Genomic DNA, 14,106 nt, shown 5'->3' with positions numbered 1-14,106 from the left:
GCAGGCCGTCAGGGCCGTGAGACGGCGTCATGCCAGGGGAGGCGGGCACGGCGGAAGCCGTCAGCCCCCACCGGGTGCGAGCGTCAGCAACTTCGCTGGGAAGGGGGGCGTGTTCCTCGACGGCCCGGCTGCTCCAAGGAGCACGCTTGCGCCGGATACCGGGGAGGGCCCGCACAGAGGCCGTCCTGCTGCGGCGCCGTCGGGTGGACGGCTGCGGTCGGCGCTGAGCCAGTTCTTGTCAGCGCCGGACGCAGGCGCAGGGGCGCCCTGTGATGTGCTGGGAAGGAAGTGCCGGGGCGCCGGTCACCGGGTGAGCCACCGGCGCCCGAAAAGGCTGTTAGAGGACCGGGAGGTGGGCTTCTCGGCGACTGTGGGTGACCGGTTTGGTACTGCTCAGGTGTTTTCCAGCAGGCGCCGGATCCCGTCGTGGATGACTGCGGTGTGTTCTTGCGGTGTGAGCCAGGCGGCCGTGGAGCCCTGGTCGGTCTTGTTGACGAGCAGGACGTCGTCGACGGCATCAGCCACCGGGAACAGGTGGCTGATGACGATGACCCTCGTGTCCCGGGTCACGCTGTCGCTAAGGACGGCGAGGGCGTCGCCCAGGCGGGTGCTGTCCAGCGAGCCGAAGCCTTCGTCCAGGAACAGGCTTTCCAGCTTGTTGTGGCTGGTGTTGTGGAGTTCGACGAGCGCCAGCGCCAGCGCGAGAGAGGCCTGGAAGGTCTCTCCGCCGGAGAGGGTCTCCGGTTCGCGCGCGTGATTGGTGGCGCGGTCAACGATCTGGAAGTCCTTGGTGAACTCGTACTCGCCCATGGAGATCTGCCGGAGGATCCTGCTGCCGTGCCTGATCAGCGCATGGGTGCGCTGATCGGTGAGATAGGTGAGGAACTTCCCGTCGGTGAGCTGGTCGCTCACGCTCTTCCACACCGCGGCCTGCCGGTGGGCGGCTTCGAGGGCGGTGCCCAGTGCGTCGAAGTGGGGGATTTGGGACCGTGCGGTGCGCAGATCGGCTTTGGCCTTGTCGTGCGCGCCCTCCGCTTGGATTGTCTTGCGGCTGAGCGGGTCGAGAACGGCGGGGGCGAGCAGGTCGCTCTTCTCGGTCACGAAGAAGCCGGGGTCCTGGTCCGTCTCGTCGGCGGTGGCGCCGGCTTGGCGGATCAGCTCCTTCTCGAATGCGCGGACCTCATCGGCGGCGTGCTGTGCGGCCTGCCCGAGCGCCCCGGTCAGATGCTGATGCAGCGAGGCGAGGGCCACGCAGTAGGTGTCGACGGCGGCCAAGTCGCCTGCGTCCGGGACGGGAGGCAGGTCGGGGGATGCCTCGGCCTCGAGAAGGCCTGTGGCATCGGTGGCCGTGTCCGCCCAGCGCTCCAGCTGCTTGATGAGATTGCGTGCGGGGGTCTCGACTGTGCGCCGGCGGCGTGCGTCCAGGGCCTGCAGGTTTTCGCTGTGCAGTGTGAGGGCCTGCCGGGCGTCGTCACGCTCCACTGTCCTCTGCTCGAGTTGTTCGAGGCGCCGGCCGGCTCCCTCCTGCGCGGAGGCGATGTCCTGCAGAGAGAGCAGTTGTGACGGGGAGGACTGGGCGGGGCGGATGGAGGGCGGCAGTTCGCTGACCTCCTTCAGCAGACTCGTCAGCTCGGTCTCGTATTGCAGCTGGGTCTTGTCCAGCCGTTTGCGTTCACGCTGCAAGCGGCCGCGCTGCCGTTTGAGCTCGGCCCGGGCCGCCTCGTGCTCGGCCTGCGCCGCTCCCAGCTCCGCCTGGGCGCTCGTGTGTGCCGCGAGGGTCTCACCTTCCGCCTTGCGCAATGGCTCGGCAAGTGCTTTGACCGCACGGGTGATCTCTGCCCTGCCTACTGGTTCGCCCTCGGCAAGGGCATGCGCCTGAGCCGTCGCCTGCCGGCCCAGCGTGTCCAGGGCGGTGGCTGTGGCAGGAGCACCGGCCGGGTGCACCGCGTCCACCAGCTCCTGCACCTGGAGCAGCGCCGCGTCCATGCGCTCACGGGCGGCCAGATATCCGCGGCGGTGCCTTTCGACCTTCCGCTCGGTTCCCTTCAGCTGGGCGGCCGCCTCAGCCTTGGCCACCACCGCCGCTTCAACGGCCTTCGAGCGTGTGGTGACCCTGCGTCTGGCCTGAGTAAGCGCCTTGCCGTCCAACAGCGGCGGGGGAGTGAAGTCGCTCGGGACGGGCCGGGTGCACACCGTGCAGGCGTCCCCGGGAGCCAGACCGGAACCCGCCGCGTGGGCCGCCTCCTTGCGCTGCAGCGCTGCGAGGTCGTCCTGGGCTGATTCCAAAGCGCCGCGCAGCTTCTTCAGCTCGCTCTCCAGGCCGGCGCTGTGGCCGCGCTGTTCCTCCACCGTCTCGAGCGTCGTGCGCTGCGTCTGCAGATGCCCGGCCGCGGCGTTGGCCTCCTGCAGCGCTGCCCGGACGGCCTCCTGGATCTGGTCGGTGTGCGTGCGTGCCTCGCTCACCATGCGCTCAGCCCGGCCGGCAGCCTCGACGAGGGCCGCCTTGCGCTGCTCGTGCTCTTCCAGTTCCTGTCGTGCCTGAGTGTGCTCCTGTTCGTGCTCGTTGTACTGCTCCTGCTCCTGCTTCAGCCGCTGTTCGACGGCGTCCAGGCCAGCTGCACGCTCCGGCAGGCGCGACAGGACAGCGAACGCGCTGGACAGGGACCGGAGCGTGTCACCGGCCTGTGCGGCCGTATCCAGGGCGCCCTGCGCCGCCTCCAGTTTGGCGGTCAGGTCACGTCCGGCTGTCTCCTGTTCTGCTGCCTCAGCATCGAGTTCCCTCTTCTTCCGCGCCAGCGCGGCCATCGTGATGCTCGCATCCGCAACAGCACGCTCACGCAGCAGTCGCGCCGCTTTGTCCAAGCCCGTCTTGCGGTGCTTGTGCTGGACGGCCCGGCTCTGGGCCGCGCGCAGCGCATCCAGTCGCTCGCGCCGGCTGGCCGCGATACCCCGGGTGCGTTCCCTGTCCAGCAGCGCCTGGGAAGCGGCAGCATGAGGATCCGGCAGGAGAATCGCGCGGGCCCTGGTTCCCTCGGTGATCTGCGTATTCAGGCGCTCCAGTCGCACGCCGGCCCGCTTGCGTACACGCTCAAGCTCGTTGATGCCGAAAATGTGCCGCAGGATGTCGGCACGCATGGCCCTGGGGGCCTTGAGTAGGGTGTCGAACTTCCCCTGGCGCAGCAGGACCGTGCTGACAAAGCCGTCCCAGTCCAGCCCGATGATCCGGGTCACCGCCTGTGTCACCGCGGCCTTGCCGTCGACCTGCAAGTCGGCGCTGTCTTCGGCCAGGGGCTCGAGCAGGGCCTGCGGCCTTCGCTTGCGGTCCGCATGCAGGGTGCGGTGCACACTCCACTCGCGGCCGTTCGCCGAGAACTCGAACGCCACGCCCATGCTGGGGCATCCTTTGGCGATCAGCTCGTAGGCAGCCTTGGGGTCCTTGGACCACGAACACGTCCCGTACAGGGCGAAGATGATCGCCTCGAGGATGGTGGACTTGCCCACGCCGGTGTCGCCCAGGATGGCGAACAGACGCTTGCCGGTGAAGTCGATGCTGCAGGTGCCGGCATAGCTGCGCACTCCCGTAAGGGTGAGCCGCAAGGGCTTCACGATGCCTCCATCCCGGTGTCTTCCAGCGCGGTGTGCGACAGTTCCGCAAAGCCCCTGCTGTCCTTCGGCCACGGGCACGCCCCGTACAGTGCGAAGGCGATCGCCTTGAGGAACGCAGACTTGCCCGCGCCGGTAGGGGCAGCGATGCCAGGCAGATGCTTGCCGGTGACGTCGATGCTGCAGGCGCCGGGCTGGCTGCGCACTTCTGTAAGCATGAGCCGCACAGGCCTCACGATGCCTCCGTCCAGGGGTTCTCCAGCGCGGCGCGCAGCAGTTCCTCAGCCGGGGTCGGGGCCAGCGTCTCGTCGTCGAGTTCGTTGAGCAGGTGGAGGAACGCGGTGACGGTCAACTCCGCGGCCTCTGCGTCTACTCCCTCACGTGCCTGGTAGGCCCGGAACGCCTCGGGGAGTTCCGGCTCGTCGCCCAGGTCACCGTCCAGGACGGCTTCGGCGGCCGCTTCCCGCGCCGGGGCGGCGTTGATGAGGATCGCGTTCGGGACGATCTCGGCGATCTTCTGGCTGAGGAGCCCGTCGGGCTCCCCGCCGGTGATCACCGGCTTGAGGAAGGTCCCGTCGTACTGGTCGGCCGCGGCCTTCAACTCCTCAAGGGTCCCGCTGAAGTGGGTCAGCCGCCGGCCGCTGGAGAGCCGGCGTGGCAGTACCCGCACCGGCCGCCCCGGGTCGGCGTCGACGATCACGACGCTCTTGGTCTCGTCGGCTTCACCGAAGTCCATGGCAAGCGGACTGCCCGCGTAGCGGGCGGCGAACTTCAGGCCCTCGATGGCCTGCGGGCGGTGGATGTGTCCGAGAGCGGCGTACGACACCACCGGAAGATCTTCGGGAGGGGTCTCGAAGGCCTCGTCCACGGCCCGTTCGCTCGGGGAGGTCCTGGCGCCCGTGATGAACACATGGGCCGTGAACAGCAGGATGTCCCGGTCGGGGTCGTACCCCTCGTGCAAGGCCTCCGTCAGTTCGCCCTGCAGGCTGCGCATCGCCGCGGTGTAGTCGGCATACGACGTGCCGGAGGTGGAATCGTGCCGCCAGAACCGGTTCGGGTGCACGAACGGCAAGACAGCCAGCCGGATGCGCTGCTCACCACCACAAGCCTCGAAGGTCATCACGCCCCCGTCATGTGCCGGGCGGAGCCGGTCGACGAAGAACAGGCCTCGGCCGCAGGAGGGACCACTCATGAAGTGGAGGAACTCCAGGTAGTGGGGGGAGTCGTGGTTGCCGGCCACAACCACGGTGGGGGCGACGGCGGCGAGTTCGCGCAGGGTGCGCATGGCGCGGAACAGGTCCCGGACGGCGGGACGGGAGGAGTGGAACAGATCACCGCTGTGGACGATCAGGTCCGGCTTGCTCTCCTGGGCGATGGCCACGATCTCGGCCAAGACAGCGTCGAAGTCCTCTTCGCGTGGATGCCCGTGCAGGAGGTGGCCCAAATGCCAATCGGAGGTGTGGAGCAGTCTGCTCATGCCTTCATGCGCCCTTCTGGAAGCGAGGCGTAGGAGGGCACCGGTGGTGCCTATGAGCCCGGGACTGTACACCAAAATCACTGGAGTAAAACTGGATTTCCCGAGCAGGTGTCGGCATCCGGATGTGGGTGGGTATCTGATCGCTCTCGGTAGGTACATGCAACAGCTGCAGGAGGCGCTCCAGTGGAGCTCACGCAACACGGTACCTATCAAGTGCGCCTAGCAGGTGCGGATTTGACATCCGATCGACGCGTCTGAAACGTTCTGTGCGCGCTTACGGGATGCCTCAGGCATGGCCGGTCCGGGATCCGTGTTGACAGTCGCGAGCCCGACCGGGATGCACCTGCGTGCAACCAGGTCCGTCAGGTGCAGGCCTTTACGTAATTGCCTGGAGAAAAACTGGAATCCACGAGCGACTGCTAACATGTGCGCATGGACGAGCATCTGGTCGCTCTCGAGAAGCGCATGCAACAGCTGCAAGAGGCGATCCGGCATGCGCTCACGCAACACGACAGCGTCCAAGCGAACCGCCTGGGCGAGGAGTTGGCGCGCACTCGAGGCGCCTGGAACGTTCTGTGCGGGCTCAGTGATGTCCCGGACACGGCCCAGTCAGAGGTCCGGCCGCAACCCACGCAGGCGATCACCGAGCCGAACCAGGGTGTGCCCGTACGCGACCAGGTCCACCAGGCGCTGGCCCTCCTCACCGTCCCCGCCTCACCGAAACTGCTCAGCCAGGTCCACCAGGCGTTCTTCTCCAGCCCTCTGAACACGGCGCGCCTGACCACCCTGCGCCGCGACGAGGAACGCTCCTTCCGCTCCGCGCCCTACGGCCGCGCCTACTACATCTGCCCCGCGCTGACCTCCGATCTGCTTTCACCGGCCCGTGGGTTGCTCGCCCTGAGCACCTGGCCACTGGAGCAGCGCCTGGTGGGACCGCTCACCCAGCGCGTCCACTTCCTCACCTCGGCGCTGCGGCTCGCGGACGCCGCAGAACACCTCGCCGGCGAGGCCGGGATGCCGCAGCCCGTCCAGCGGCTCCTGCTGCACTACAGCCGCAACATCCACGGCGACACCACCCGGGGCCCGCTCGACCTGGACGCACTGCGCCGGGCCGCCGCGGCGGAACTGGAGATCCACGCCGACGACGACGCCGACACCCGTGCCGAAGCGGCCCGGCGCGCACGTCAGCAACTCGGCGACGTGGAGCAGATCTTCGGCAATGTCCTGCGCGACACCGCCCGACTGCGCCGCACTTCGTAAACCCGCCCCTGCAACCAGCACGGCTGTGCCCTGTCCCGCCAAGGAAATCAGTGAGCTCGCTCGACGCACGACTGGGCGTATTGCGCGGAACCGCGCCGCCGATCCCGCACAATGCACGCACTCTGGCCGCCTTGACCGCCAATCCGAGCTGCGACCGCCGCTCCCTGCTGGACGCGGCCGGTATCGACAAAGACGCCCTCGCCGCCCATCTGTGCCTCCCGCGGCCGCTGAGGAAATCCCAGCTCGCCCTCGACTACGGCCTCGCCTTCGAACGCAAGGTCACCGCCCAAGGCGGAGCCCCGCTGGTGCCGCTGCTCCGCCAAGCCTTGGGCCTGAGTGTGCCGGAGGTGTCCTACGAGGACGTCAACAGCGTCGGCAGTGATGACGACAAGTCCCCCCTGCGGCTGCGCCGTATCCACACCCGCTCCCGAATCCTCAGAGCAGCACACGGCAGGTCGGACCCCCGCACCCTGCTCGACCACCCCGTACTGCGTCTGACAGTCGCCGGCCACCAGGCCTACCTCGAGCCCGACATCATTGCCTTCCAGCGCGAGGGCGTCTTCTATGTCGTGGAGATCAAATCCTTCCCCGTCATCCACGGACAGCCCGACCCCATCAAGGCCACCGCAGCGCTGACCCAGGCTGCCGCCTACGTCCTGGCCCTGCGGGAACTCCTCGCCGACGACGGCCTCCTGACAGACCGCGTCTCCGACACGGTGATCCTGGTCAACCCCCGCAACTTCACCCGCCACCCCACCGCCACGCCCTTCAGCGCCCACAAGCAGATCAAGAACCTGAGCCGCCACCTCGGCAGACTGAGGCGCCTGCCCGAACTGCTGGACAAGCTACCCCCGGGCACCACCTTCGACCTGGCGCCGGACCCCGACCAGAGACCGACCCGGCCCCGCCGTGAACTCGCTGCCGCACTCGCCACCATGCGGCCGAACTACAACCCCGGCTGCCGCCACCACTGCGACCTGGCCTTCCACTGCCGCACCGAAGCCCGCAACCAGGGCACGACCGCGGCCCTGGGCACCGCAGTCCGCGACGACCTCGCCGGAATCGACACCATCGCCACGGCCCTGGCCCTCACCGACGGACACCTGCACCCCGCACGGGGCCAGAAAGACATCACCCAGGCCCTGCGCCACGCACAGCGCATCCACACAGACCTCCAGACGGACACCGCATGATCCGGCTCACCTCCCTCCTGCGGATGCGCGCCGCCCACACCGGCAACGCTCAACGCGCCAGCCAGCTGCGCCACCTCCACCTCAGCGACCAGCCGCTGATGCTGATGGCGCTGAAGCAAACCGGCCCCGCCGCACGACCGCTGGCCGTCATGCTGGGCACCGACCCGCACCGCCCCCGGCTCCTGGTCGCCCCGCCCTCAGGCAGCACTGCCCCCATGCTCACCACCCTGGCAGACGCCGTCACCACTTACATCGATGCCTGCCAGCGGCACAGCGAACACCTGCCCGCCACCCCCAGCAGGCCAGCACGCCGCCGCTACACCGACGCCCCCCAGATCCTCGTCCCCAACCCCCAGACCATGCAGCACCTGAAAGACCTCGGAGACGACCTGCGGTTCCGCAGCGTCGACGATCAGATTCCCCACTCCCGCCCCGTCCAGCGCCTGGGACACTGGCTCACCTACCTCACCGACCGCGCCGACCTCCCCGGCTCAGCCGCCCTCATCCCCTTGACCAGCTTTCTCGGCATGCACTGGATCAGCGGCCAAAGCCCCCTCGAGGACGAAGACCTCGCCACCCTGCTGGCCTGGATCGACCCGACCCGCCACGCAGCCTCGGGACGCGACGCCGCACTAGAGACAGAAGACCCGGCCACCCACCGCCCGGCCGGACCAACCACCGACGCCGCCTTCGACAACGACCACCTGGCACCCCTGTTCGACGCCTACGCCCGCGCCCGGCACCAGGCCCGGGAACAGGAGCAGACCCGCACCCTGCAAGAACTCGACCGCCTGCTGGCCGCCTACATGCAGCCCACCTGGGACCTCATGTGGCAGGCCTACGCGCTCCTGCAGGCCCTCCCCGAAGCCAAGAGCACCGCCCGCCGCTGGGACCACGAACGCACCGCATTCACCGACGAATGTCTCTACCTGGCCCAGGACGGACGCCCCCGGCCAGCCCGCGACCACGCCGTCGCCGCCGCCGTCCGCCTGGCCCGCATGGAACACGCAACCGCCGCCTTCGCCGCCGAACGCGCCGCCGACGACCCCTTCGCACGGGCAGAAGTGCGCACCACTGGCGAAGCCTTCGGCGGCACCGTCACCGCGATCGACCCGGAACACACCCTGCGCGGACCCACCGGACGAGCACAATGGCGGCCGCGGCTCACCGTGTCCACCCCGGACCCCGTGCTCATGGAACCCGGCCAGCCCCTGGCCTGCCACACCCACCGCAACGCCCGCTACAAGATCTGTGAGGTCACTCCGGCCGACGGCGACACCCTCGTCGAACTCGAGATCACCGCCGGCATGGGCACCGTGGCCCGCCCCAACCACGCCGTCCTGCCCGAAACCGGCGCCTTCCTCGCGTTCACCATCGCACCCGACCACTACCGGATGCCGGAATTCCCCGCACGAGACCAGACACCCTGGACCCACGGCGGGCCTCCTTCCGACCACCCGAACGACAGCGACGAGGGCGAGGAAGAACGGTGACACCTGCGCACCAGCCATCGCCACAGCAGCAGATGGACCAGGCCACCCGCGCCATCCTGGAACAACTGCCCACGCTCACCCACCGCGGAATCGTCGTGGACTCCCCGCCCGGCGCCGGCAAATCCACCCTGGTCGCCCGAGCCGCCGACGCCCTCGCGCAGTCCAGCGCCCCCTGCGTCGTCATTGCCCAGACCAACAGCCAGGTCGACCACCTCGTGCGGCGATTCGCCCGGCACCACCCTCATCTGCGAACCGCCCGGCTCACCGCAACGGAACACACCGTCCCGCACGACCTGCAGGCACATTCCGGCATCGGTATCGGCACCCGCATCGCAACCCTCGAAAAGGCGGCCGACGTCATCGTGGGAACCGCCATGAAATGGGCCACGATCACCGACCGCCGATGGCCATGGGCGATCATCGACGAGGCCTACCAGATGCGCTCCGACACCCTTCTGTGGACCGCCAGCATCTTCGACCAGGCACTCTTCGTCGGAGACCCCGGCCAACTCGACCCCTTCTCCGAAGTCGAAACCGACCGCTTCCACGGCCTGTCCCACGACCCCATGAACAGCGCGGTCACCGTCCTGCTCGCCAACAACCGCGACCTGCCCGTCCACTCCCTGCCCGTGTCCTGGCGCCTGCCGCCCTCAGCCGTCCCCCCGATCAGCAACGCCTTCTACCCTTCCACGACCTTCCACGCTGGAAGCAGTGAAGCCGACCGCACCCTCACGTTCTCCCCTCTCGACATCCGCACCCCCACCGACGAGGTCATCGAACACGCCGCCCGAACCGGATGGGCACTGTTCGAACTACCAGCCCGCATCACCGGCCAGCGCGACATCGAAGCCTTCCAGGCCGCCCTCGGCATCGCCGAGCGGCTGCTGACCCGGCGCGCCATCACCACCTGCGAGGAAAACCGCAAAGGCCACGTCCTGCAGCCTGGGGACATCGCCATCGGCACCGCCCACCGCAGCCAGGCCCACGACATCCGCGCTCTCCTGGCCCGCCAGTACCCCCGACTCCACGGCATCACCGTCGACACCGCCAACCGACTCCAAGGCTGCGAATTCCGCGTCACCATCGTCCTGCACCCCCTCTCCGGCCGCGGCGACGCCTCCGCCTTCCACCTGGAAGCCGGCCGCCTGTGCGTCCTCACCACACGCCACCGCCACGCCTGCATCGTCGTGGCCCGCGCCGGCATCGCCGAACTCCTCGACGCCCACCCCTCCAACGACCCCGCACACCCCGGAGCCGCCTCCAAGGTTGCCGACGGCTGGGAGGCCAACCACGCAGTCCTCGCCCACCTGGCCGAGCACACCATCAACGCCCAGGCACGGCCCGGCCGCCGACGCGGATGAGCAGCTCGTGGCGCGTACGCCTGCAACGCGCGCATCGGCCTGCCCTCACCCGCGGTCGCGCATCACACCACAAACGATCATGATGCGGCGTGCCGACCAGTCGCTGTGGCAGCTGTCGCACATGCTCTTGCGCCATCCTCCCGGCCAGTCGTCGCGGGTGCGGATGCGGCCGGGGGGCGCCGCAGAACTCACACGTGCGCTCCGCCTCCACCTCGGCCGGAGCGATCAGGCTCCTTAGGGTGTCGCCGCTGCCCGGCGGCTCTTCCACGTAGACGCGCAGGCCGCCGAGCTTCTCCTTGAGATCGAGGAGACGGTAGCCGGGGAAGGGCGCGTGGATTTGTTCATGCAGACGTTCCAGCAGATGTCGCCAGCCCGGCCCCACTGCGTGGATCCGCGCGGGGATCTGTACGGGGCGCGCATCAGGGGCAGCGGGGCCGTCAGCCATGGCCCCATCCTCGCGCACCGCGCGTTGCCGAGGCTCAGCCCACGGGGGTGCCGGTACATGACGCGCATGAGCACTCAGCACCGCAGACGCCTGCATGCCCCGGGATGTCAGTGGGGTACTGGACACTGGTCGTGCGTGACTGCGGCTGTGAGACCAGGGGGAACGACGTGAGTGACGATGCCGTCCAGCTCGAGAAGCGTATCCGCTTCGCCTTGGGCACCCTTGGCGAGAGCAACAGCCACCACGAGTTCGAGGCCCTGTGCCTGGGCCTGGCCCGCCGCAGGATCACCAGCAATCTGCTGCCGGCGACCGGCCCCGTCAGCGCCGGCGGGGACCAGGGCCGGGACGCCGAAAGCCACTGCAGCGACATCCCCCGGGAGCTGCCCGGCACGTCCCTGTTCGCGTCGCTGGCCTCCACCCAGAGGGTGGTGATGGCCTGCACCATCCAAAGCACCGACATCCCCGGCAAGATCCGAAAGGACCTGGCATCGATCTGCGGGCAGGGCACCCCCGTTGACCGCGTCATCTACTTCACGGTGACCGCCGTGCCCACCGGGAAGCGGCACGACCTGATCGACGAAGCCGCTCGGACGCACCAGGTCGACCTGGAGATCTGGGACGCGGCCGCCCTCGCCCTCCACCTCGCCGACTACGACCTGTTCTACCTCGCCGTCCAGTACCTCCACCTGCCCTCCGACCTCACTCCACCGCGCCCGGACGGAGCCGGTGAACTGCCCGACTGGTATGCCGAAGCCCGCCGGCGATGGCAGGCCAACGACGAGCCGGCCCGCACCCTGGGCGACCTGGTGGACCTGCGGGGCCCGCTGCGCCACGCCACCTTCCACGACGAGGCCCGGGCCGATCTGCCGGAATGGATCGGCCACACACGTGCCCTGCTGGCCGCCGCTGCGGGGGACCACACCGCTCTGCGGGCCCGCTACGAGATCGTTGTGGCAACCCTGCGCGGCCTCGGCGACATGCGCCCGGCGGACCAACTGGCCCGCGATTTCTTCGACACGGTCACCGCCGACGACACCCTCACCGACCCGGGAATCCTCGAGGACGCCGTCGTGCTCCTCGGATACGGATTCGGGGCACTGTTGCGCAATCTCACCGCGCTGACCGCGGACGACTTGTGCGGCTGGCAGCGCCTGCTGGCCGACAAGACCGACCGCCTGCTGGACGCGGGCCCGCCGGCCAACGCCATGGCCCATCTGCTGGCCATGCGGGCCCGCCTAGCCCTGCACACCGACATGACCGCCGACCTCGAATCCGTGCCCGAGGACCTGCCGACCGTCGCGGAGGTCACCGCATCCGTCCTCGAAGCGGTGGAAGCCGGTGAACCGGTACCTGCTCTCCAGGCGCGGCCGCCGCTCACGGACCTCGACACCGCCATGAACATCCTGCTCCGGCTCGGCCACCACCTGGACAACGCACCGCTGTTCCCCATCGAGCACACCGCAGACCTCTTCGACTACCTCACCCCCGTACTGGTGGACCACCCGCTGTACCGGGAGGTCCGTGACCTGCTCGATCAGGCAACCGACCGGGTCACCGGCCAGAGTGCACGCGGCGAACGCGCCCAGTCCCGGGGCCACGCTCTGATCAAGAGCGGCCGTATCCCGCAAGCACTCCAGGAGATCCACGAAGCCAGGGCCAACTGGCTGCGCGGCGACACCCTCGAGGGCGGCCTGATCATGCTGCTGCTGTGCGCGCGCCTCTACAGCGAACTCGGCTTGCCCATCGCCGCCAAGCAGTACGCGCTCGCAGCCGCCACCGCCGCGAAGTCCGCGCCTAACCCCGAGCTCAGCTGCTTCGTCCCACGCGGCATCATCCATGCCGCCCAGTACGACCGCCAAGCCGGAAACTGGATCTCCGCCACCCGCCTGTTCTGCATCGGCCTCATGGCACAAACCGACTACTGCGACGAGCCGTACAACAACGAACGCTACCCCTACGTCTGGGAGATGATGGCCGACCAGGCGCTCACCCTGCGCGTGGCCAGCGCGGTGCGCCCCGGCTTCGTCCCCCTGCTCCGCGCGATCACCGCCTCGGTGGGTATCGACACCATCATCGACGAGATGCTCGCCCCGACCGCCGACATCCCCACCACAACCGAAGAGGCGTACGCCGAGGAGGCTGATGCACACGGTGCGGGACGGCCCTTCAGCGACGTCGGTCCCACACGCCCTTATGCCTGGAACGCGCTCGGCGTCGACTGGGAGATCACCTGCCCGAACGACCGGCTGTCGGTGCTGGCTGCGGAACGCTACACCGCAGCACTCCAGGTGTTCCTCGGCGAACTCGCCGTAGGAGACCCGCTGTTCCTGCCCGGCAGTCTGAGCGTCGAGATCCGCGCAGACGCCACCCTGCCCCACGACCAGCCCGCCGTCTGCGACCAGAGCTCCGACCGGGACACCAACCGGTGGAGGCTGCGCCTGCCCACAACTGCCTCCGCTGGCCTGGAAACAGAACCGTCCCGTCTGCTCACCGCCCTGGTCAAGGTGGTGCTCTCCCAGTCGCTGCTCTCCGACGAGGCATTCATGCACCTCGTCGAGCAGGCGCTCGCTGGCGGACTCTGGCACAAGCTCTTCGTCGGCCGCCCCTACGACGAACTGGCCGACTTCCTGAGGGCCGACGACTACCAGACGATGGCTGCGCTCGCCGACCCGGCCGTCGGAGCAGGCACGCCGCGCGGCCAGGCGAAACCGACTGCCCTGCTGGCCCGGACCGGGCCTGGGCCCGGCTACGAGCACGAGACAGCCCTCGACACCGTCCGCAACCGCTATGCCAACCTGCTCCCCATCGTGCGCTACACCCTTCCCCGCCTGGCCGCGGACCCCGGCTTCCGGCGTACAGCGACGCAGTTGAGGCAGGAAGGATGGCGCGACTGGCACCTGCTGACCGCCATCGCCAACGCCGCCGGGAACCATCGCGCCCAGCAGCAGGGCCTGCGTCCCTCCCCGGGCGATTCCCGGGAACACCGAGCTCGCATCCTCGCCGCCATGCAGGCCCCCGAGCGTCCCGACGCCCCGCCTGTTCCTGCAGAGGCATTCACCGAACGTGCCCTGCGCTCACACCTGTCCGTGGCTGCGGTGAGCACCGCGCGCGGCCTCGGCCTCGCAGTCCGCCCTGGCCCGCTCGACCCTCAGGCACTGCTGTCGGTACTCGGTGAGCGGTACGGCTACTGGACGGACGACATCGAGCACATGGACCCGTTCGGCTGGTCGGCCCCGGAAGGTGACACGACCCCTGATCGAGGACGTGCCTGACC

The 14,106-nt window shown here is 69.0% G+C and carries 8 protein-coding genes; 5 read left to right on the top strand and 3 right to left on the bottom strand.

All coding sequences use genetic code 11. The features are described from left to right. Positions 1-393 precede the first annotated feature (393 nt). The 3 genes from AC07C1_RS34890 to AC07C1_RS34880 are packed head-to-tail and all read right to left on the bottom strand — an operon-like array spanning position 394 to position 5,080. Positions 394-3,606: an AAA family ATPase gene (locus AC07C1_RS34890; RefSeq protein WP_478945712.1), complete on the bottom strand. Its 3,213-nt coding sequence runs from the start codon at positions 3,604-3,606 to the stop codon at positions 394-396. Then, positions 3,603-3,809, bottom strand: a complete 207-nt coding sequence (locus AC07C1_RS34885; protein ID WP_478945710.1) for an AAA family ATPase — start codon at positions 3,807-3,809, stop codon at positions 3,603-3,605. Before AC07C1_RS34885 ends, AC07C1_RS34890 begins: the two co-directional genes overlap by 4 nt. Before the next feature lie 26 nt (positions 3,810-3,835). Beyond that, positions 3,836-5,080, bottom strand: a complete 1,245-nt coding sequence (locus AC07C1_RS34880; protein WP_478945708.1) for a metallophosphoesterase family protein — start codon at positions 5,078-5,080, stop codon at positions 3,836-3,838. A gap of 432 nt (positions 5,081-5,512) precedes the next feature. Here AC07C1_RS34880 and AC07C1_RS34875 point away from each other — a divergent pair, with 432 nt between their 5' ends. From AC07C1_RS34875 to AC07C1_RS34855, 5 genes are all read left to right on the top strand, one after another. Further along, positions 5,513-6,340, top strand: a complete 828-nt coding sequence (locus AC07C1_RS34875; RefSeq protein ID WP_478945706.1) for a hypothetical protein — start codon at positions 5,513-5,515, stop codon at positions 6,338-6,340. Between the two features lie 131 nt (positions 6,341-6,471). Then, positions 6,472-7,533 carry a hypothetical protein gene (locus AC07C1_RS34870; RefSeq protein WP_478945704.1) on the top strand — a complete coding sequence of 354 codons (1,062 nt, stop codon included), beginning with the start codon at positions 6,472-6,474 and terminating at the stop codon, positions 7,531-7,533. Continuing rightward, positions 7,530-9,026 (top strand): hypothetical protein, encoded by a 1,497-nt coding sequence (locus AC07C1_RS34865; protein WP_478945702.1) that lies wholly within the window; start codon positions 7,530-7,532, stop codon positions 9,024-9,026. Before AC07C1_RS34870 ends, AC07C1_RS34865 begins: the two co-directional genes overlap by 4 nt. Beyond that, on the top strand, positions 9,023-10,387 hold the full coding sequence (locus AC07C1_RS34860) for an AAA domain-containing protein (protein ID WP_478945700.1): 1,365 nt from the start codon (positions 9,023-9,025) through the stop codon (positions 10,385-10,387). Before AC07C1_RS34865 ends, AC07C1_RS34860 begins: the two co-directional genes overlap by 4 nt. 612 nt (positions 10,388-10,999) lie before the next feature. Then, positions 11,000-14,104 carry a hypothetical protein gene (locus tag AC07C1_RS34855; RefSeq protein ID WP_478945698.1) on the top strand — a complete coding sequence of 1,035 codons (3,105 nt, stop codon included), beginning with the start codon at positions 11,000-11,002 and terminating at the stop codon, positions 14,102-14,104. Positions 14,105-14,106 lie beyond the last annotated feature (2 nt).

The organism is Streptomyces sp. NPDC045022, assembly GCF_056432605.1.
This window is presented reverse-complemented; position numbering and strand designations above follow the sequence as displayed.

Coding starts and splice junctions, on each gene's coding strand:
- AC07C1_RS34880 (WP_478945708.1), bottom strand. CDS start 5,080: ATGAGCAGACTGCTCCACACCTCCGATTGGCATTTGGGCCACCTCCTG.
- AC07C1_RS34865 (WP_478945702.1), top strand. CDS start 7,530: ATGATCCGGCTCACCTCCCTCCTGCGGATGCGCGCCGCCCACACCGGC.
- AC07C1_RS34875 (WP_478945706.1), top strand. CDS start 5,513: ATGGACGAGCATCTGGTCGCTCTCGAGAAGCGCATGCAACAGCTGCAA.